The organism is Streptomyces taklimakanensis, assembly GCF_009709575.1.
Taxonomy (GTDB): Bacteria; Actinomycetota; Actinomycetes; order Streptomycetales; family Streptomycetaceae; genus Streptomyces; species Streptomyces taklimakanensis.
The window spans coordinates 1,074,789-1,094,862 of the sequence record NZ_WIXO01000001.1 but is presented as its reverse complement, the minus strand read 5'-3'; the positions used below and the strand labels follow the sequence as shown (position 1 = coordinate 1,094,862).

General features: G+C 75.4%; 15 protein-coding genes and 1 riboswitch. Of the genes, 1 reads left to right on the top strand and 14 read right to left on the bottom strand.

All coding sequences use genetic code 11. The features are described 5' to 3' along the window. Positions 1–78: 78 nt before the first annotated feature. From F0L17_RS04885 to F0L17_RS04820, 14 genes are all read right to left on the bottom strand, one after another. The gene (locus tag F0L17_RS04885) at positions 79–411 is read right to left on the bottom strand and encodes a 4Fe-4S binding protein (RefSeq protein WP_162465805.1); all 333 of its coding nucleotides are present in this window, start codon (positions 409–411) and stop codon (positions 79–81) included. Beyond that, complete coding sequence (gene cobJ, locus F0L17_RS04880; protein ID WP_338017951.1) at positions 408–2,201, bottom strand: precorrin-3B C(17)-methyltransferase; 1,794 nt, start codon at positions 2,199–2,201, stop codon at positions 408–410. Before cobJ ends, F0L17_RS04885 begins: the two co-directional genes overlap by 4 nt. Continuing rightward, entirely contained in the window at positions 2,198–3,433 is a 1,236-nt protein-coding gene (gene cbiE, locus F0L17_RS04875; protein ID WP_162465804.1) for a precorrin-6y C5,15-methyltransferase (decarboxylating) subunit CbiE, read from the bottom strand. Before cbiE ends, cobJ begins: the two co-directional genes overlap by 4 nt. Next, the gene (locus F0L17_RS04870) at positions 3,430–4,665 is read right to left on the bottom strand and encodes a cobalt-precorrin-5B (C(1))-methyltransferase (protein WP_162465803.1); all 1,236 of its coding nucleotides are present in this window, start codon (positions 4,663–4,665) and stop codon (positions 3,430–3,432) included. Before F0L17_RS04870 ends, cbiE begins: the two co-directional genes overlap by 4 nt. Next, positions 4,658–5,536 carry a precorrin-4 C(11)-methyltransferase gene (gene cobM / locus F0L17_RS04865; RefSeq protein WP_162465802.1) on the bottom strand — a complete coding sequence of 293 codons (879 nt, stop codon included), beginning with the start codon at positions 5,534–5,536 and terminating at the stop codon, positions 4,658–4,660. Before cobM ends, F0L17_RS04870 begins: the two co-directional genes overlap by 8 nt. Next, a complete protein-coding gene (gene cobI, locus F0L17_RS04860; RefSeq protein ID WP_155070107.1) occupies positions 5,533–6,300 on the bottom strand; it encodes a precorrin-2 C(20)-methyltransferase in 768 nt (255 codons plus the stop codon). Before cobI ends, cobM begins: the two co-directional genes overlap by 4 nt. Then, the gene (locus tag F0L17_RS04855) at positions 6,284–7,717 is read right to left on the bottom strand and encodes a cobyrinic acid a,c-diamide synthase CobB (protein WP_155070106.1); all 1,434 of its coding nucleotides are present in this window, start codon (positions 7,715–7,717) and stop codon (positions 6,284–6,286) included. Before F0L17_RS04855 ends, cobI begins: the two co-directional genes overlap by 17 nt. A 7-nt stretch (positions 7,718–7,724) precedes the next feature. Further along, on the bottom strand, positions 7,725–8,321 hold the full coding sequence (cobO, locus tag F0L17_RS04850; RefSeq protein WP_162465801.1) for a cob(I)yrinic acid a,c-diamide adenosyltransferase: 597 nt from the start codon (positions 8,319–8,321) through the stop codon (positions 7,725–7,727). Beyond that, positions 8,321–10,462 carry a putative cobaltochelatase gene (locus F0L17_RS27390; RefSeq protein WP_238420184.1) on the bottom strand — a complete coding sequence of 714 codons (2,142 nt, stop codon included), beginning with the start codon at positions 10,460–10,462 and terminating at the stop codon, positions 8,321–8,323. Before F0L17_RS27390 ends, cobO begins: the two co-directional genes overlap by 1 nt. 98 nt (positions 10,463–10,560) lie before the next feature. Then, positions 10,561–14,259, bottom strand: a complete 3,699-nt coding sequence (gene cobN, locus F0L17_RS04840; RefSeq protein WP_155070103.1) for a cobaltochelatase subunit CobN — start codon at positions 14,257–14,259, stop codon at positions 10,561–10,563. A 116-nt stretch (positions 14,260–14,375) separates the two neighbouring features. Further along, entirely contained in the window at positions 14,376–15,935 is a 1,560-nt protein-coding gene (locus tag F0L17_RS04835) for a cobyric acid synthase (protein WP_338017950.1), read from the bottom strand. Continuing rightward, positions 15,932–16,882: a cobalamin biosynthesis protein gene (locus tag F0L17_RS04830; protein WP_155073155.1), complete on the bottom strand. Its 951-nt coding sequence runs from the start codon at positions 16,880–16,882 to the stop codon at positions 15,932–15,934. The genes F0L17_RS04835 and F0L17_RS04830 overlap by 4 nt, the downstream gene beginning before the upstream one ends. Positions 16,883–17,140: 258 nt before the next feature. After that, a riboswitch (cobalamin riboswitch) is annotated at positions 17,141–17,265 on the bottom strand. Between the two features lie 278 nt (positions 17,266–17,543). Beyond that, a complete protein-coding gene (locus tag F0L17_RS04825; RefSeq protein WP_155070102.1) occupies positions 17,544–17,759 on the bottom strand; it encodes a hypothetical protein in 216 nt (71 codons plus the stop codon). A gap of 79 nt (positions 17,760–17,838) precedes the next feature. Beyond that, the gene (locus F0L17_RS04820; protein ID WP_155070101.1) at positions 17,839–19,098 is read right to left on the bottom strand and encodes an inorganic phosphate transporter; all 1,260 of its coding nucleotides are present in this window, start codon (positions 19,096–19,098) and stop codon (positions 17,839–17,841) included. 222 nt (positions 19,099–19,320) lie between these two features. On the opposite strand from F0L17_RS04820, the gene F0L17_RS04815 reads away from it, so the two are divergent. Beyond that, positions 19,321–20,004 carry a class II aldolase/adducin family protein gene (locus F0L17_RS04815; RefSeq protein ID WP_155070100.1) on the top strand — a complete coding sequence of 228 codons (684 nt, stop codon included), beginning with the start codon at positions 19,321–19,323 and terminating at the stop codon, positions 20,002–20,004. Positions 20,005–20,074 lie beyond the last annotated feature (70 nt).

The window sequence follows — 20,074 nt, the reverse complement described above, 5'->3', positions numbered from 1 at the left end:
CCTCGATGAGCTTCTCCGCCCGCGCGGCGAGGGGGCGCGGGGTGGTGGTCCGCGGTGGGGTGGCCGCGCGTGCGTCGCTCACGGTGTCTCCTGGGTGAGCTTCTCCGCCCGCGCGGCGAGGGGGCGCGGGGTGGTGGTCCGCGGTGGGGTGGCCGCGCGTGCGTCGCTCACGGTGTCTCCCGCGCGGGCCGGTGTGGCGGTCTCCTCGATGGCATCGACGGGGCACACCTCGACGCACTCCAGGCAGCCGGTGCACGTCTCCGCCCGCACCAGCAGCGTGCCGCCGGACGGACGGATCGCGTGGACCGGACAGGTCAGCAGACAGGCGCCGCAGCCGGCGCAGCGCGCGGTGACGGTCACGGGGGCGGCGGAGGTCGGGGCGGTGACGACCGGCCCGGGAGGGAGCGTCACGAGCCCTCCTGCCAGCGGTAGCCGCGCGGGGTGACCATGCGTCCGGCGACAACGCGGGTGGCGGTGTTGCCGACGGTCACCACGGTCATCATGTCGACCACGTCCGGGTCGAGCTCGCCCAACGTGGTGACGGTGACCCGCTCCCCGGGGCGCGAGGCGTTGCGCACCACACCGACGGGCGTGTGGGGGGCGCGGTGCTCCGCCAGCAGGGAGAGCGCCTTGGGAAGCTGCCAGTCGCGACCCCGGCTGCGGGGGTTGTAGAACGTCACCACCAGATCCGCCTCGGCCGCCGACCGCACCCGGCGCTCGATCACCTCCCAGGGCGTGTGCAGGTCCGAGAGGCTGATCGAGACGTGGTCGTGGCCCAGCGGCGCGCCCAGCAGCGCGGCGGCGGCCAGCGCGGCGGTGACCCCGGGGACGCCCACCACGTCGATGTCCGCCGATGCCTCGGCGAGGGCGGGGGAGGCCATCGCGTACACCCCGGCGTCCCCGCTGCCGATCAGCGCCACGGCGCGGCCCGCGCGGGCCTCGGCCACGGCGGTGCGGGCGCGTTCCTCCTCCGCGCCCAGCCCCGACTCCAGCACCCGGGTGCCCGGGCGCAGCAGGTCGCGGACCTGGTCCACGTACTGGTCGAGGCCGACGACCACCGAGGCGCGGCGCAGCTCCTCGCGGGCGCGTGGGGTGAGCAGGTCGCGGGCGCCCGGCCCGAGGCCGACGAGCGCCAGGCGGCCGCGCGGCCGGCGCCGCGCCACGGCGCAGGTCGCCATCGCGGCTCTTGCCCCCGGTCCCCCCGGTTCCGACTTCCGCTTGGGGACGACCAGTTCGGCTTCCTCGCCGCAGGCCAGCAGCGCGGCGGCCTCCGCCACGCTCGGAGTGCCCACGGCGGCCAGCGGCGCGTCGGAGGGGTGGGGGACGGGCACGGCGGCCAGCGCGTCGGCGGGATACGTCCGCACCGGCACGCCCAGCCGCCGGGCCGCCTCGACGATGCCCGGCTCCTCCGCCTTGGCCTCGACGGTGGCCAGCTCGGCGACGCAGCGGGGCGAGAGACCGGCGTCGGCCAGCGACCGCTCCACCAGGTCGGTGACCTCGTCGGCGGGTGCGCCCCGGCTGGCCCCCACCCCGACGGAGAGGACGGGGGGCCGCAGCACGGCCGTGCGGTCGTCCGGCACCACGGCACGGTCGCTGACCAGCAGGACGTGACCATCCTCGTCACGCTCGGTGCCGTTGTCGGTGGCCTCGGTTACGTTGGGTGGCATTGCCGGAAGGGGGGAGGCGACGTGCCGCACCAGACGGACGGGTCCGCCGTCCAGGATCGCCCGCGAGACCGCCGCCACGGCGCCCTCGACGGGCATGCCGAGGGTGTCCAGGCCGGGCACGCCGACGGCGTCGGTGGCGGTGGTGACGACGGGCCGGCAGCCGGGCAGGGCCTCGGCCACCGCGTGCGCCAGTTCGTTGGCGCCGCCCGCGTGGCCGCCCAGCAGGGCCACCGCGTACCGCTGGGCCTCGTCCACGCACACCACGCCCGGATCGCTCGCCTTGTCGCCCAACAGCGGGGCGACCAGGCGCACGGTCGCGCCGGTGGCCAGGAAGCAGACGAGCCGGTCGCACTCGGCGAAGGCGCGGGCCACCGCGTCGCGTACGCTGCCGGGCCCCGCGCCACCGCCGGCGCCGTCCCCGGTGGTGTCGTAGACGCGGGTCTCACCGGGCCAGGCGGCGGCCAGCCGATCGCGGGCGCGCCGTCCGGCGGCGGTGGCGGAGACGAGACCGATCGGGCCTTTCGGGGGGTTCACGAGAACGCTCCTTCGGGGGCGGGGCGAGTGCCCCACAGGACGAAGACGGGATTGCGGGCGGCGAGGCGGAGCACGTCGCCGGGCAGGGGAGCCAGACGGGAGGACTGCAACAGCACGCCGTCGCAGTCGAGTCCGGCCGAGTCGAGCGCGGCCCGCACGGCCGACACCCGGTCCAGGGCGGCGAGCGTGACGACGACGGCCCGACGGGCGCGGCGGGCGCAGGCGGAGACGACCGACTCCACGTCCCGGCCCCCGCCGCCGACGAACACCGCGTCGGGGTCGGGCAGATCCGCCAGCACGTCGGGCGCGGAGCCGTGCACGGTCTGGACGTCCACACCGTGGGCGGCGGCGTTGGCCCGGCAGCGCCGGGCGCCGTCGGCGGCGCGCTCCACGGCGATGGCAGCCGCCCCCAGCCGCGCGCACTCCACCGCGACCGAACCGGAGCCCGCGCCGACGTCCCAGACCAGATCGCCCGGGCGCGGCCCGAGCCGGGCCAGGGCCAGGGCCCGCACCTCGTACTTGGTGACCATCGAGTCGCGGTGCTCGAAGGCCTCCTCGGGCAGCGCCCACCCCGCGGGCGGGCGGTACGGGCCGGCGAGCGCGCGGGGCGCCGGGGCCAGGGCCCGGGACTCGTCCAGGCACAGCACCACGTTCACCGCGTCGGGCCAGACGCGCGCGGCTGCCTCGGCGGGGGAGAGGCGCTCGACGCGTTCGTGCGGCGTGCCCAGGGCGCTCGCCACCACCAGGGTGCGCGGCAGACCGGTGCCGGTCAGCGCGGCGCCCAGCTCGGCGGGGCCCGCGCCCGGTCCGGTCAACACGGCGGTCTTGGGGTGGGCGCGGCAGACGTTGACGGCGGTGCGCGGGTCGCGTCCGTGCGCGCTGACCACGGCCGCGTCGTCCCAGGGCAGCCCGGCGCGGGCGAAGGCGGCGGCCACGGACGGCACGGTGGGCCGCACGTCCAGGGCGCGGGGGCCGAAGCGTTCGGCGAGCGCCCGGACGATCCCGAAGAACCCCGGGTCGCCGGAGGCGAGTACCACCACTCGGCCGGCGGCGAGATACTCCTCCACCGCGTCCAGGGCCGGTGCCAGCGGGCCCAGCACCACCCTCCGCACTCCGGGGGGCACCCCGGCGGCCTCCAGGTGGCGGCGGGCGCCCACGGCCAGGGACACCCCCCGCCAGTCGGTCCCGCCGGCCGGCGTGGCTCCCGTGCCCGTGCCCACGACGGTGATCACGGCAGCAGCCCCCCGTCGGCGGAGTGGAGGGCGATCACCGCGCGGCCCGTGAAGTCCACCAGGGCCGTCTCCGCCGTGACCCGGCGGTCGACGAAGCGTTCCAGCACGTCCGCCACCCGGCGGCACAGCTCGGCGCCCGCGGCGGGCAGCAGTCCCGCCGCGTCCCACAGCTCGTAGGCGTGGCGGGCGGTGTTGGCCGCCGCGACCTCCTCCGCCACCGACTCCGGCCCGCCCACCGCGCGGGTGACGTCGGCCAGGACGGAGGTGTCCACCTTCGACCGCGTGTAGTGGGTCATCAACACCCCGGAGGCCAGCTTGGTCAGCTTCCCCACCATGCCGACGAACACCACCCGGCCCATGCCGTGCTCGACGGACCGCCGCAGCGCGGCGCCCGTGAAGTCACCGACCTCGACGAAGCACACCTCCGGCAGGTCCGGCAGCAGCTCCATGGCCCCCTTCTCGGTGCGGCCGCCGGTGCACAGCACCACGGCCGGCGCGCCCTGCGCGGCCGCCACCGACACCGCCTGCTCCACGCTGGCCCGCCAGGAGGCGGTGGAGAACGGCCGCACGATCCCGGTCGTGCCGAGGATGGAGATGCCGCCGATGATGCCCAGCTTGGCGTTGGTGGTCTTCCGGGCGCGCTTCTCGCCGTCCGGCACGCTGATGGTGACGTCCACGCCGTGCTCGGTGACGTCGACGACCTCGCCCACCGCCTGGCTGATCATGGCGCGGGGCACCGGGTTGATCGCCGGGCCGCCCACCTCCAGACCGAGCCCCGGCCGGGTGACGACGCCGACGCCCACCCCGCCGTGCAGCTCGATGCCGGGCTCGTCCCGCCGGCTCACCGTGGCGGTCAGACGCGAACCGTGGGTGACGTCGGGGTCGTCGCCGGCGTCCTTGACCACCACGGCCTCGGTGCGCCCGGGGCGCAGCTCGGTCGAGCACTCCACCGCGAACGTCACGCGCCGTCCCGAGGGCAGCGCGACCTCCACCCACGGCTGGGGCTCGCCGGTGACCAGGTGCAGCGCGGCGGCGCGAGCCGCCGCCGAGGCGCAGGTGCCGGTCGTCCAGCCGGTGCGCAACGCCTTCGGCCGCTGCTTGGCGGTCCGCGGCAGGTCCGGTTCCCGCAGCTCGGGGCCCGGTGTGGTGCCGCGGCGCGGGCCGCCGTCCGGAGTCCGGCGCGCTGGGTTCCCCGGGCCCCGGTCCGTTCCCGGCGCCGGCCGCTCATCCACGGCCGGCCTCCGAGGGGACGGGAGCGTTCGCCGCCCGGCCCTCCCGCCGGGCCGCCCGCAGGGCCCGCCGCGCCTCGGGCTCGGCACGGCGGTGGCCGTGGAAGTGCCCCGGGTGGTACAGGTGCGAGCGGGTGCCGGAGGCGGACAGCGCGGGGCCGACCAGGAACAGCGTGTGCTTCCACAGCCGGTGCTCCTTGACGGTCTCCTCCAGGGTGCCGACGGTGCAGCGCAGCACCAGCTCGTCGGGCCAGGTCGCCTGGTGCGCGATCACCACCGGGGTGTCGGTCGGGTAACCGCCCTCCAACAGCTCCACCGCCAACTGTCCCGAGCGCGCCGCCGACAGGAAGACGGCCATGGTGGTGCCGTGCCGGGCGAACTCCCGCACCTCCTCGCCGGGCGGCATCGGCGTCTTGCCGCCGCCGAGCCGGGTGAGGATCACCGACTGGGCGACCTCCGGGATCGTCAGCTCCCGCCCCGCGATGGCCGCCACGGCCGAGAACGAGGACACGCCGGGCACGATCTCCACCTCGACGCCCAGCTCCGCGCAGCGGTCCACCTGCTCCTGGGTGCCGCCCCACAGCGCCGGATCGCCGGAGTGGACGCGCGCCACCCGCAGGCCCTCGTGGGCGGCCCGTTCGTAGACGGCGACGACGTCCTCCAGGGACATCGACGCCGAGTCCAGGATCTCCGCGTCCTTCCGGGCGTGTTCGAGGACCTCCTCGCGCACCAGACTGGCCGCCCAGATCACCACGTCGGCCTCGGCGATGGCCCGGGCGGCGCGGAAGGTGAGCAGATCGGCGGCGCCGGGGCCGGCGCCCACGATGGTCACCTTGCCGGAGCGGTGCGTGTCGGTGCTCGGTGCGGTGGTCACAGCTTGCCTCCTCGGCTCTCGCGGCGGGCGGGGGCGATCAGTGTGGACAGATAAGGCAGTTCGGCGTCCGGTGAGGCCGATTCGGCCTCCAGCTCCGCCGCCGGTCGGATCGACTCCTGCGGCAGCCCCAACGACGATCCCCACACCGCGCCCTCGGTGCGGCCCGTGGCGCGCAGCGCGGCGGCGACCTCGCGGGCCCGCCGCCCGAACTTGTACGCCACGACCGTCCCCGGCCCCTCCAGCGCCTGCCGGAGCGCCGCCGTTCCGGCCGTCACCGGCACCAGCGTCAGCGGTTCCGTCCCCTCGGTGAGCACGGCCCCGCCGCGCGCGGCCAGGTCCTGCATCGCGGTGATGCCGGGCACGGTCTCCACCACGGTCTCGGGCACCAGCTCGCCGACGGTCTGCGCGAGGTAGGTGAAGGTGGAGTACACGTTGGGGTCCCCGATGGTGGCGAAGGCCACGGTGCCGCGGGCGCGCAGCAGCTCGGCGACGCGCTCGCCGGCCGCGTCCCACGCGGCCTCCCGGCGGGCCCGGTCGCTGCGCTCGTTGAGCGCGAAGACCACCCGCTCGATCCGCTCGTGCGACACGTGGTGCAGCACGGTGGCCTCGGCCCGGCCCGTACCGCCGTCCTCCATCACCGGCACCACCACCACGTCCGCCGAGCGCAGCGCCTTGACGCCCTTGACGGTCACCAGGTCCGGATCGCCCGGTCCCACTCCGACGCCCACCAGCCGGGGCGCTCCTCCGTCACCGCTGCCGCTCATGCCGCACACCCTTTCCGACGCTCTGGGCGCCCTCGGCGCACCCGTTGACGAACCGCCGGGCGAGGGAGGGCTCGGCGGCCCAGTGCACGTGCAGGTACGACGCGTGCACCGCACCCCGCACGAAACCCTCCAACCGCCGCCCGGGCCGGGAGCCACCCCACGACAGCCCCCACGCGGGTGAGGCACCCGCCTCCGGTTCCACCACCGTGCGGTGGAACTCGTGACCGCGCACCCGTGTCCCGGCGACGGCCGGCACGCTGTCGCAGACGGCGACGGCCTCGCGGTAGCCGAGGGTGAGCCGCTCGGTCATCCGCGCGGTCACGTCCAGCACCCCGCACATCGGCGCGCCGTCCAGCTCCCGCGCCAGGTACAGCAGTCCGGCGCACTCGGCGGCGATCGGCGCTCCCGAGGCGGCCAGCTCGGCGACGGCCCGGCGCAGCGGCTCGTTCGCCGACAGCTCCGGCGCGTACACCTCCGGGAACCCCCCGCCGAGGACCAGCCCGGCCGTGCCCGCCGGCAGTTCGGTGTCCCGCAGCGGGTCGAAGACGGCCACCTCCGCGCCGGCCGCCCGCAGCAGCTCGGCGTGTTCGGCGTAGGAGAAGGTGAAGGCCGGTCCGCCCGCGACGGCCACCACCGGTCGCACGCGCGGCACGGGGGCGGGGGCCGGGGGCTCCCACGGTTCCTCCGGCAGCGGTGGCGCGGAGCGCGCCAGGGCGAGCAGCGCCTCCAGATCGCAGCCGGACCGTACCCGTTCCGCCAGCTCGGCCACCGACTCGGTGGCCTCCGTCCGCCGTTCGGCCACCGGCACCAGACCCAGATGACGGGAGGGAGTGCGCACCTGGCGGGCACGGCGCAGCACGCCCAGCACCGGCACCCCCGAGGCGTCCAGCGCCTCGCGCAGCAGCTCCTCGTGGCGGTCGGAGGCCACCTTGTTGAGGATCACTCCGGCGACGCGCACCTGGGGGTCCCAGGAGGCGAAGCCGTGCACCAGCGCCGCCACCGAACGGGACTGCGAGGAGGCGTCCACCACCAGCACCACCGGCGCCCGCAGCAGCTTGGCCACCTGCGCGGTCGAGCCGAGGTCCCCCCGCCCGCCCGGTCCGGCGTCCCCCTGGCCGGCGGCCCCGTCGTACAGGCCCATCACGCCCTCGACCACGGCCAGGTCCGCGCCGGCCGCCCCGTGCAGGAACAGCGGCGCGATCAGCTCCGGGCCGCACAGGTACGCGTCGAGGTTGCGGCCGACGCGTCCGGTGGCCAACGCGTGGTAGCCCGGATCGATGTAGTCCGGACCCACCTTGTGCGGGGAGACGGTCAGCCCGGCCGCCGAGAAGGCGGCCATCAGCCCGGTGGCGACGGTGGTCTTGCCGCTGCCCGAGGAGGGCGCGGCGACCACCAGCCGGGGAACGGTCGTACTCATCCGGTGCTCACCACTCGATGCCCCGCTGGCCCTTCTGACCGGTGTCCATCGGGTGCTTGACCTTGGCCATCTCGGTCACCAGGTCGGCGGCGTCGAGCAGCGCCTCCGGCGCGTTCCGCCCGGTGATCACCACGTGCTGGGTGCCGGGACGGTTCCGCAGCGTCTCCACGACCTCGTCGGTGTCCACCCAACCCCAGTGCATCGGATAGGTGAACTCGTCCAGCACGTACAGCCGGTACGTCTCGGCCGCCAGGTCGCGCCTGACCTGCTCCCAGCCCTCGCGCGCGGCCTCCTCGCTGGACTCGATGTCGCGCTGGACCCACGACCAGCCCTCGCCCATCTTGTGCCAGGCGACGGTGCCGCCCTCGCCGCTCGCGCCCAGCACGCGCAGCGCACGCTCCTCGCCGACCCGCCACTTGGCGGACTTCACGAACTGGAACACCCCGATCGGCCAGCCCTGGTTCCAGGCGCGCAGCGCCAGCCCGAAGGCGGCGGTCGACTTGCCCTTGCCGACGCCCGTGTGCACCGCCAACAACGGGCGGTTGCGGCGCTGGCGCGTGGTGAGTCCGTCGTCGGGTACGACGCTCGGTTGTCCCTGCGGCACTACGCGGCCCTCCTGCGGCTCTGGTCGGGATTCTGAACGGAACGGACAAGTCCGGTCACGGTGTCGGCGCGCAGCTCCTCCAGGGTCACCGCCGGCCCGCCCAACTCGGCGGCGAGCGCGCCCGCCAGCCCCAGCCGCACCGGCCCCGCCTCGCAGTCGACCACCACCGACGCGGTGCCGTCGGCGGCCAGCAGCCGGGCCGCCTGCCGGGCCCGCGCCGGCGGCCCGGCTCCGCCCGTCGCCCGGCCACCGTCGGCCGGCGCGCTTCGCGGCATCCCCTTCTCCGTGGCCCGGCCGTCGGTGACGGCCACCAGCAGGGCACGTCGCGCGGGATCGCGCAACCGCTCGACCCGCAGCACGTCGCGGGCCTTCAGCAGCCCGGCGGCCAGCGGGGTGCGGCCACCGGTGGGCAGCGACTCCAGGCGCGCCGCCGCGGCGTCCACCGAGGAGGTGGGCGGCAGGACGACCTCGGCGCCCCGCCCGCGGAAGGTGATCAGACCGACCTTGTCACGGCGCTGGTAGGCGTCCAGCAGCAGCGACAGCACCGCGCCCTTGACCGCGCCCATCCGCTGCCGAGCGGCCATCGAACCGGAGGCGTCCACGACGAACAGCACCAGGTTGGACTCGCGGCCCTCGCGCACCGCCTCGCGCAGGTCGTCCCGGCGGACCACCAGGCCGGGCCCGGAACGCCCCCGCGCCCGCTGGTGCGGGGCAGCGGCCCGAACGGTCGCGGCCAGGTGCAGCCTGCCCAGCGAGCCCCGGGGACGGCGGGCGCCGGTGGTGCGGCCCTGTGCGGTGCGGGCCCGCGAGCGCCGCCCGGCCGCGCCCTCGCCCACGCCGGGCACGTGCAGGGCGCGGGCGCGGAACGGCTCGCCCGCGCGGGCGGGGGTGCGCTCGCCGGCCGTGCCGCCTCGGCGGTCGCTCCCCTCGCCGTCCTCCCGGCCGGGCCCGCCGCCGCGGGACTGCTCCGGGACGGACGGCTCGGACGGCTCGGACGGCTGCGAGGGATCGGAGGAGGCGGAGGGATCGGAAGGATCGGAGGGGGCGGGGGAGTCCGGGGTGCCGGGGGACTCCTCCGGTCCGCCCCGCGGGGGCCGCCCACCGCCGGGACCGCCGTCGGGACCGCCGTCGGGACCGTCCGGATCGGGGTCGTCCCCCTCCCCGTCGTCGCCGTACTGCCGCAGCGTCTCGTCCAGCTTCTCCTCGTCGAGGCCGGGCGCGTCGAAGGGGTTGCGACGCCGACGGTGCGGCAGCGCCAACAGCGCGGCCTGCCGCACGTCCTCGGCGAGCACCTCGGTGCGTCCCGCCCAGGCCGCCAGCGCGCCGGCGGTGCGCGCCATCACGATGTCGGCCCGCATGCCGTCCACCTCGAACGCCGCGCAGGTCGCGGCGATCTGCCGCAGCGCGGCGTCCCCCAGCCGCACCGCCGGCAGCAGGGCGCGGGCCGCGGCGATCCGCTCCCGCAGCGCGGTCTCCTCACCGGCCCAACGGGCGGCGAAGGCGGCCGGGTCCTCGTCGTACGCCAGGCGCCGCCGCACGACCTCCATCCGCTCGTCCGGCTCGCGGGAGGCGGTGACCTCCACGGTCAGTCCGAAGCGGTCCAGCAGCTGCGGACGCAGCTCCCCCTCCTCGGGGTTCATCGTTCCGACCAGGAGGAAGCGGGAGGCGTGCCGCACCGAGACGCCCTCGCGCTCGACGTACGAGGCGCCCATCGCGGCGGCGTCCAGCAGCAGGTCCACCAGGTGGTCGTGGAGCAGGTTGACCTCGTCGACGTAGAGCACGCCCCGGTGCGCGGCGGCCAGCAGCCCCGGCTCGAAGGCCTTCACGCCCTCCGACAGGGCCCGCTCGATGTCCAGCGCCCCCACCAGCCGGTCCTCCGAGGCGCCCACCGGCAGTTCCACCATCCGCGCGGGCCGGCTCTCGCCGGGCCCCGCCCCGTGCGGCCCGTCCGGGCAGGCGGGGTCGGGGCGGTGCGGGTCGCAGGAGAAGCGACAGCCGGGGACCACCTCGACCTCGGGCATCAGGGCGGCCAGCGCCCGTACGGCCGTGGACTTCGCCGTTCCCTTCTCGCCGCGCACCAGGACGCCGCCGACGGCCGGGGAGACCGCGTTCAGCAGCAGCGCCAACCGCAGGTCGTCCATTCCGACGACCGCGGTGAACGGAAAGCCCGTCCGGGACCCCGCGGTCCCGGCGGTGTCCGCCGTGCCGGTGGTGCCGGTGCCGGTGGTGACAGGGGTGCTCATGCGTCGCCCTCCGCGTCGTCGTCGAAATCGCCTTCGAGGTCGCCTTCGAGGTCGCCTTCGAGATCGAGGTAGACCTGCCGGAGCCGGTCCAGGGTCTCCGCGTCCGGTTCCGCCCACAGCTCGCGGTCGGCGGCCTCCAACAGCCGTTCGGTGATGCCGCGCAGCGCCCACGGGTTGGAGCGCTCCATGAACTCCCGGTTGGTCCCGTCGAAGACGTACTCCGCCGCCAGCCGCTCGTACATCCAGTCGTCCACGACCCCGGCCGTGGCGTCGTAGCCGAAGAGGTAGTCGACGGTGGCGGCCATCTCGAAGGCGCCCTTGTAGCCGTGGCGCCGCATCGCCGCCATCCACCGCGGGTTGACCACCCGCGCCCGGAAGACGCGGTGGGTCTCCTCGCCCAGCGTCCGCGTCCTCACCTGGTCGGGTACGGCGGAGTCGCCGACGTACGCCTCGGGGGAGGAGCCCGTCAGGTGGCGCACCATGGCGACCATGCCGCCGTGGTACTGGAAGTAGTCGTCCGCGTCGGCGATGTCGTGCTCGCGGGTGTCGACGTTCTTGGCGGCCACCTGGATGCGGCGGAACGCCGTCTCCATGTCGCCGCGCGCCGGACGACCGTCCAGCCCGCGCCCGTAGGCGTAGCCGCCCCACACCGCGTACACCTCGGCCAGGTCGGCGTCCGAGCGCCAGTTGCGGGCGTCGATCAGCGGCAGCAGGCCGGCCCCGTACGCGCCCGGCTTGGAGCCGAAGATCCGTGCCGTGGCCCGGCGCCGGTCACCGTGCGCGGCGGTGTCCTCGTCGGCGTGGGCCCGCACGTAGTTGGACTCGGCGGGCTCGTCGAGCTCGGCCACCGCCCGCACCGCGTCGTCCACCAGACCCACCACGTGCGGGAAGGCGTCCCGGAAGAAGCCGGAGATGCGGACCGTGACGTCGATGCGCGGACGTCCCAGCTCCTCCAGCGGCACGATCTCGAAGCCCGTCACCCGCCGGGAGGCGTCGTCCCACACCGGACGGCAGCCCAGCAGGGCCAGGATCTCCGCGATGTCGTCGCCCTGGGTGCGCATGCAGGAGGTGCCCCACACCGTCAGACCCACCGACGTCGGATACGCGCCGTGGTCGGCCAGGTGCCGGGCCAGCAGCGAGTCCGCCAGCGCGCTGCCGACGTCCCACGACAGCCGCGACGGGACCGCCTTGGGGTCCACGGAGTAGAAGTTGCGGCCGGTCGGCAGGACGTTGACCAGGCCGCGCGTCGGGGAACCGGAGGGGCCGGCCGGGACGTAGCCGCCGTCCAGCGCGTGGAGGACGTTGCCGATCTCGTCCGTGGTGCGTGCCAACCGGGGCACCACCTCGTCCGCGGCGAACTCCAACGCCCGCACCGCGCCCGGCACCTCGGAGCCCAGCACCTCGGCGGTCACCTCGCCGACCGCCGCGCGCGCCCAACCGCGGGCCTCCATGCCCTCCACCAGGCGCCGCGCCAGGTGCTCCAGCAGGTCGATCGCGTCGGAGGCGGTGCGCGCCGGACCCTCGGCCAGCGCCGTGAGCGCCTTCGGCACCTCGACGCGGGCGCCCGGCTCGGCCAGCAGCTCGGCCTCCTGAAGCCCCACGTGCTCGGCCAGCACGGCCCGCAGGCCCGGCAGGGCGCCGCCGACACCGCCCCACATCTGTGCCGAACGCAGCACGGCCAGCACCAGGTTGACGCGCGGTTCGCCCGCCGGACCGCCGCCCAGGACGTGCAGGCCGTCGCGGATCTGCACGTCCTTGATCTCGCACAGCCAGCCGTCGATGTGCATGACGAACTCGTCGAACTCGTCCTCGTCCGGCTGCTCCTCCACCCGCAGGTCGTGGTGGAGTTCGGCGGCCCGCACCAGGGTCCAGATCTGGCTGCGCACCGCCGGCGCCTTGTCCGGGTCCAGGTCGCAGACCAGCGCGTACTCGTCCAGCAACTGCTCCAGCTTGGCCAGGTCCCCGTAGGAGTCGGCCCGCGCCATCGGCGGCACCAGGTGGTCCACGACCGTGGCGTGGCCGCGGCGCTTGGCCTGGGTGCCCTCGCCGGGGTCGTTGACGATGAACGGGTAGACCAGCGGCAGATCGCCGAGCACCGCGTCCGGAGCGCAGCCGGCCGACAGACCCAGCCCCTTGCCCGGCAGCCACTCCATCGTGCCGTGCTTGCCCATGTGGACCACCGCGTCGGCGCCGAAGGTGCGCTCCATCCACCGGTAGGCCGCCAGATAGTGGTGGGAGGGCGGCATGTCCGGGTCGTGGTAGATCGCGATGGGGTTCTCGCCGAAGCCGCGCGGCGGCTGGATCATCACCACCACGTTGCCGAACCGCAGCGAGGCCAGGACGATCTCGGCGTCCTCCCCCTCGCCGGCCACGTACAGCGAGCCGGGCGGCTCCCCCCAGTGCTCGCGCATGGCGTCGCGCAGCTCGGGGTCGAGCGTCGCGAACCACGCCCGGTAGTCCTCCAGCGGCACCCGGGCCGGGGCGGCGGCGAGCTGCTCCTCCGTCAGCCACTCCACGTCGTGGCCGCCGGCGGCGATCAGGCGGTGGATCAGCTCGTCGCCGGTATCGGGCAGTTCGCCGGTCTCGTAGCCGGCGGCCTTCAGCGCCCGCAGCAGCTCCACCGCCGAGGCGGGGGTGTCCAGACCGACCGCGTTGCCCACCCGCGAGTGCTTGGTGGGGTAGGCGGTGAAGACCAGGGCGAGCCGCTTGTCGGCGTTCGGCTTGCGCCGCAGGGCGGCGTGCCGCACCGCGATCCCGGCCACGCGCCGGGCCCGCTCGGGGTCGGCGACGTAGACCGGCACGCCCTCGGGACCCTCCTCCTTGAAGGAGAACGGCACGGTGATCAGCCGCCCGTCGAACTCCGGGATCGCCACCTGCATCGCGGCGTCCATCGGCGACAGGGCCGCGTCCGACGCCTCCCAGGCGGCGCGGGAGCCGGTCAGACACAGTCCCTGGATCACGGGCACGTCCAGCGCGGCCAGGGCGCCGACGTCCCAGGCCTCGTCGTCGCCGCCGGCGCTCGCGTCCGCAGCGCGGGTGCCACCGGCGGCCAGGACGGTCGCGACCAGTGCGTCGGCCCGGCCCAACAGCTCGTACAGGCCGGGGTCGGCGCCGCGCAGCGAACCGCAGTGGACGGGGAGCGCGTTGGCGCCCCGCTCCTCGATCGCGTCGCACAGGGTGTCGACGAAGGCGGTGTTCCCGGACAGTTCGTGGGCCCGGTAGAACAGCACGCCCACCGTCGGCCGGGACGGATCGTGTCTCCGGTCGCCGTGGACGCCGTACTCGGGCATCGGCCGCGGCTCGGAGAAGCCGTGGCCGGTCAGCAGCACGGTGTCGGAGAGGAAGCGGACCAACTCCGCCAGGTTGTCCGGCCCGCCCGCCACCAGGTACTTCAGCGCCTCGGCCACCACGCCCGCCGGCACGGTGGACATCGCCATCAGCTCGGCGTCCGGGACGGACTCGCCTCCCAGCAGCACGGTCGGGACACCGGAGGCCCGCAACGCCTCCAGTCCCTCCTCCCAGGCGCGCCGGCCACCCAGCAGACGCACGACGGCGATGTCCGCGCCCTCGACGAGCGTCGGCAACTCCTCGGTGACGTCGACGCGGGTGGGGTTGGCGATGCGGTACGGGGCGCCGGAGGCGCGGGCCGCCAGCAAATCGGTGTCGGCGGTGGACAGCAGCAGTACCGTGCTCATCGAACCCCCATCGGTGCGTAGGCCCTTCGTCGTGGTCGTTCGGTCCGTCTCGTTCGCTCCGCCTGCGGCGGTCGTATCGTTCGCTCCGCTCACGGCGGTCGTATCGTTCGCTCCGCTCACGGCGACCCCGGTGGTACGAACGGCAGGCCCTCCGGCGCGCCGTTCTCGATCAGCCGCAGCAGCGCCGCGGTGTCGGCGTGTTCCTCCACCAGATCGCCCAACCGGTCGAGCTGCTCCTCGCGCAGCGCGGCGAACGACGTGTCGGGAGCCGGGACGAACGCCCGCCCGGCGTCGGCGGCCACCCGCCGCAGGAAGGCGCGCCGGAAGCCGTCGCTCTCCAGCGACCCGTGCCAGTGCGTGCCCCACACCGAGCCGCTGCGGCAACCGTCCAGGAACGGCTCGTCCCCACCCGTCACCTCGGCCACGCCGTGGTGGATCTCGTAGCCCTCCACGCGCTCGCCCAGGGCCTCGCCGACGGGCCGGGCCAGAGTCTTCTCCGGGGCGAACCGCACCCGCAGCGGCAGCAGGCCCGTCCCCCGGACCGTCCCGGCCCGGGACTCCACCTCGTCCTCGATCCACTCGCCCAGCATCTGGAAGCCGCCGCAGATCCCCAGGACCGGGCGCCCCTCGGCGGCCCGCCGGGCCAGCGCGTCGGCCAGCCCGCGCTCCCGCAACCAGGCCAGGGCCTTGACGGTGCCCCGGGTGCCGGGAACCACCACCAGGTCGGCGTCGGCCAGTTCCTCGGGGCGGTCGGTGAAGCGCACCACCACGCCCGGCTCGGCCGCCAGCGCGTCCACGTCCGTGAAGTTCGACATCAACGGAACGGGCACCACCGCCACCCGCAGCACGTCCCGGCCGTGCGGCGGTGCCACGGACGACTCGCGCACCGTGCCGCGCAGCGACAGTCGCAGGCCGTCCTCCTCGTCGATGCCCAGCCCGTGCGCGTACGGAAGGACGCCCAGCACCGGTCGTCCGGTCAGGCCCCGCAGCATCTCCAGGCCCGGCCGGAGCAGGGCCACGTCGCCGCGGAACTTGTTGACGACGTAGCCCGCCACCAGCGCCTGGTCCTCGGCCGACAGCAGCGCGGTGGTACCGAAGAGCGAGGCGAAGACGCCGCCCCGGTCGATGTCGCCGACCACCACGACCGGCAGTCGGGCGGCGCGGGCCAGACCCATGTTGACGATGTCGGTGCGCCGCAGGTTGATCTCGGCCGGGCTGCCGGCGCCCTCGCAGATCACCGCGTCGTGGGTGCGCCGCAGCTCGGCCAGGCACTCGGTGACCGTGCCCAGCAGCCTCTCCTGCCGCCCCGCGTGGTACCCGCGGGCGCTCAGCTCGCCCACCGGTCTTCCCAGCAGCACCACCTGGCTGGTGCGGTCCCCGCCGGGCTTGAGCAGCACCGGGTTCATCAGCGCGCTCGGCTCCACCCCGGCCGCGGCGGCCTGCATGGCCTGGGCGCGGCCGATCTCGGCGCCGTCGCGGGTGACGAAGGAGTTCAGCGACATGTTCTGCGCCTTGAACGGCGCCACCTTCACGCCCGCGCGGGCCAGCCAACGGCAGATGCCGGCCGTGACCACGCTCTTGCCCGCGTCCGAGGTCGTCCCCGCCACCAGCAGGCCGCCGCCCGCCGGAACGCCCGCCGCGGCGCTCCGCGGGCCGCTCGTCACCGTGTCCGTCACCGTGCCCTCCCCGGGGCCTTCCGACGAGCCGCCCGGCGGGCGGCTCCCCTCTCCCGCAGCGCGCCGGCGCCGGCGCACAGCACCAGGGCCAACGCGCCCACCCGGCGCGACAGCCGCACCGCACGCTCGATGTCCGCCGCGCGCACCGGGCGGCCGGAGGCGTTGAGCACCGGACGGTGCTCGACCCGCCCCCCGTACGACAGCGGCCCGCCCAACCGCACGCCCAGCGCGCCCGCGAACGCGGCCTCCACCACACCCGCGTTGGGGCTGGGGTGGCGGTGGGCGTCCGCGCGCCAGGCGTCCACCGCGCCGCGCGGGTTCGGACCGGCGAGGACGGCCAGCAGCGCGGTCAGCCGGGAACCGGGCCGGCCCGCGACGTCGTCCAGCCGGGCCGAGGCCCAGCCGAAGCGCAGATGGCGCGGTGAACGGTGGCCCACCATCGCGTCCAGGGTGTTGACGGCGCGGAAGCCGACCAGTCCCGGCACGCCCGCGGCCGCCCCCCACACCAGCGCGCCCACCACGGCGTCGGAGGTGTTCTCGGCGACGGACTCCACCACCGCGCGGGCGATGCCGTCGGCGTCCAGCGCCCGCGGGTCCCGGCCGCACAGGTGCGGCAGTCGGGCGCGCGCGGCCTCCACGTCGCCCGACTCCAGCGCGGCGGCGATCGTCCGGGCCTCGCGCGCCAGGCCGCTGCCGCCGAGCACCGACCAGGTGGCGGCGGCCGTCACCGTGGTGCGGGCGGTGGGGGACCGGCGCGCGGCGCGCTCCAGCACCGCCGCGGCGGCCGTGGCGCCGCCCGCGCACACGGCGGTGTACAGGGCGCCCGCGCCGCGGTGGTCGCGCCACAGCAGGCGCTCGACCGCTGCGGCGGCACGTCCGAAGGCGGCGACGGGGTGCCCGCGGCGGGGGTCGCCGACGACCAGGTCGAGCAGGTGTCCCAGCAGCATCCCGTAGGCCCGGCCCGCGCCGGGGCCGGGTGGGGCGGGTTCCGTGGAACCGGTCGGGTCGGGAGAGGAGGTGACGGTGGCCGGGGAGACGACTGCCGCGTGGTGGGTGCGGTGGGCACGCATCGTGTCAGCGGGCCGTCACACCTCGTGGGGTTCCGTGTGCTGGGGAACGTGGGGGTGTGAACGCGGGCAGGCTGCCGTGCATGGCGGTGTCCTCACTCAGGGTCCTCGCCCTGGCTCGACGTGACCGGCGGCGAGAGTCTCCTGGCTCCCGGATCGGCGCTTCCCCCGGCCTTCCAACCCGATGTACGGGCCGTGACGCTGGGTGGGGGGCGCTCCCCGGTGACAGTGGCGGGACCGCGCCGGATTCGCACCGGCTTCCTCTCCTGCCGCCGTTGGGCAACGGGAAGTCCACCACGCCCACGGGGACGCGTCAACTCGGCGATGACCTGCGACGGCGCACTGTGCGGAAGCGCACACGGACGCGGTGTGCGCGGTGCGCGCCCGTCGGCGCGCGGTACGAGGCGCGCGCCCGGAACACCGAACGGGCGCCCGGCGTCGTCCGCCGGGCGCCCGTTCGGCGCTCTGCCCGTCCGGGGAGCCCCCTCGACGCCCCGACCCCGCCCGTGGGCGGCGGAAGGAGCGGAGGCGGGGCCCGGACTCAGGCCGCGATGATGTAGATGCCGTAGGCCACGGCCGCCGCGCACAGGGCGTAGCAGGCGTAGGAGCCGAGACGGGCCGGGGACGTGGTGCCGGCCGAGGCCCTGCGTCCGCCGGCGGAGCCGATGATGCCCAGGGTGAACACGCCCACCAGGCCGACCGTCATCACGAGGCTGACCCCGAAGACCTGGCCGAGAGCGGCCCAGTCGATGTCCATGGTGCTTCTTCCTTTGCGACTTACGACCCGTGCGGGATCCGCGTGGGTACGGGACGGGGGGATGTGGCGGGTCGGTGCCTCACGGGGCGGAGACGGTGGTCTTCCCGGCCCGGTCGTCCCGGTCGGTCGCCTCGGCGTCCCCCAGGGCGGCGGTGGTCGGCGGCGGCGCGACGGCCTGCAGGGCAGCGGTGACCACGCCCGGGTCCTCGGTCCCCTGCCGCTCGGTGGCGGTCGGCTCGACGTCGTTGACGTTGGTGTGGTCCACCGGCTCCCGACGGGAGGCGAACCAGATGGCGGCGACGGCGAGCACGGCCAGGATCGCGACCGTGGTGACGCCCCAGTCGCCCTGGGTGGCCAGCAGGGCGGACCCCGCGGCGACCAGACCGGCGGCCGGGAGGGTCAGGCCCCAGGCGGCGACCATGCGGCCCGCGGTGCTCCAGCGCACCGCGCCGCCCTTGCGACCCAGGCCGCATCCCATGATCGAGCCGGAGCAGACCTGGGTGGTGGAGAGGGCGAAGCCCAGGTGGGAGGAGGCCAGGATGGTGACGGCCGAGCTGGTCTGCGCGGCGAAGCCCTGCGCCGGACGGATGTCGGTGAGGCCCTTGCCCATGGTGCGGATGATGCGCCAGCCGCCCAGGTAGGTGCCCAGCGCGATGGCGATGCCCGCCGAGGCGATGACCCACAGCGGCGGGTCGGCGTCGGCGCCGAGTACGCCGCCCGAGATCAGGGCCAGGGTGATGACGCCCATCGTCTTCTGCGCGTCGTTGGTGCCGTGGGCGAGGGAGACCAGGGCGGCCGAGGCGATCTGTCCGGCCCGGTACCCCTTGGCGACCTCCTGCTCGTCGCTGTTCCGGCTGAGGCGGTAGGTGAGCCGGGTGGCGAGCATCGCGGCGATTCCGGCCACCAGGGGGGCTACCACGGCCGGGATCAGGACCTTCATCACGACCGCGTCGAAGGAGACCGCGCCGATGCCGACGGAGGCGACCGTCGCGCCGATCAGACCGCCCATGAGGGCGTGCGAGGAGCTGGAGGGGAGGCCGGCCAGCCAGGTCAGCAGGTTCCAGATGATGGCGCCGACCAGTCCGGCGAAGATCACCGCGGGTTCGATTCCGGCGTCCTCGTTGATGAGACCCTTGGAAATGGTCGCGGCGACCTCGACCGAGACGAAGGCTCCGACGAGGTTGAGGATCGCCGACATCGCCACCGCCGTCTTGGGCCTGAGAGCCCCGGTGGAAATGGTGGTGGCCATCGCGTTGGCCGTGTCGTGGAAGCCGTTGGTGAAGTCGAACACCAAGGCTGTGACGATCACGATCCCGATGAGAAGCGTGATGTTTTCCATCTCACCCAGGCAATCAGTCGAAGGGGCGGTACTCGGCGAACGTAGGGACCTCGGGTGAACGCAAGGTGAACTGAGAACGGATTCATGGTGTCTCACGGAACCTGTGTGCGCAGGAGCGCGCGATGAGGTACCCGAACGCCCCACCCGGCGCTCGAACGCCCGGGGCGCCCCCCCCCGTGCCGCCGTCGCCGCGCTACAGTCCTCCGCCGGAGGTGGACACGGATGCGGCCGACCCGGACCGATGCCCGGACCGACGCCTGGAGCGACGCCTGGAGCGACGCCTGGGACGAACTGGTGGAGACGGCCCGCAGGACGGTGGTCGACGGACTGGTCGTCGGCACCTCGGGGAACGTCTCGGTGCGGGTGGACGACACCGTCCTGGTCACACCCAGCGGAGTGCCCTACGACCGGCTCGGGCCGGACGAGTTGTGCGCGGTCGACCTGGCGGGCCGGCGGGTGGCCGGGGACCTGCTGCCCACCAGCGAACTGCCCATGCACCTGGCGGTCTACCGCGCCACCGACGCGAGGGCGATCGTCCACACCCACGCGGTGCACGCCACCGCCGTCTCCACGCTCGTCGACGAACTCCCCGCGATCCACTACGCGATCGCCGCGCTGGGCGGCCCGGTGCGTGTCGCCCCGTACGCCACCTACGGCAGCGAGGAGCTGGCCGCGGGAGCCCTGGAGGCCCTGCGCGGCCGCAGTGGCTGCCTGCTGCGCAACCACGGCACGCTGGTGTACGCCGACGGCCTCCGCCGGGCGTACGACGCCACCGCCCAACTGGAGTGGACGTGCCGGGTCTGGCTCGCCGCCGCCTCCGTGCCGAACCACACCCCCTCCCTGCTGTCGCCCGCGGAACTGGACCGCGTCGCCGAACGACTGCGCGGCTACGGGCAGCCCGACTGAGCGGCCCGCGCCACCGCGCTCCGCCACCGGGTCCGGGAGGGCACCGCCGCGCCCGCCCGCCGGGGGCGCG

Coding starts and splice junctions, on each gene's coding strand:
- cobI (WP_155070107.1), bottom strand. CDS start 6,300: ATGAGCGGCAGCGGTGACGGAGGAGCGCCCCGGCTGGTGGGCGTCGGA.
- F0L17_RS04855 (WP_155070106.1), bottom strand. CDS start 7,717: ATGAGTACGACCGTTCCCCGGCTGGTGGTCGCCGCGCCCTCCTCGGGC.
- F0L17_RS27390 (WP_238420184.1), bottom strand. CDS start 10,462: ATGGACGACCTGCGGTTGGCGCTGCTGCTGAACGCGGTCTCCCCGGCC.
- cobN (WP_155070103.1), bottom strand. CDS start 14,259: ATGAGCACGGTACTGCTGCTGTCCACCGCCGACACCGATTTGCTGGCG.
- F0L17_RS04830 (WP_155073155.1), bottom strand. CDS start 16,882: ATGCTGCTGGGACACCTGCTCGACCTGGTCGTCGGCGACCCCCGCCGC.
- F0L17_RS04825 (WP_155070102.1), bottom strand. CDS start 17,759: ATGGACATCGACTGGGCCGCTCTCGGCCAGGTCTTCGGGGTCAGCCTC.
- F0L17_RS04820 (WP_155070101.1), bottom strand. CDS start 19,098: ATGGAAAACATCACGCTTCTCATCGGGATCGTGATCGTCACAGCCTTG.
- F0L17_RS04815 (WP_155070100.1), top strand. CDS start 19,321: ATGCGGCCGACCCGGACCGATGCCCGGACCGACGCCTGGAGCGACGCC.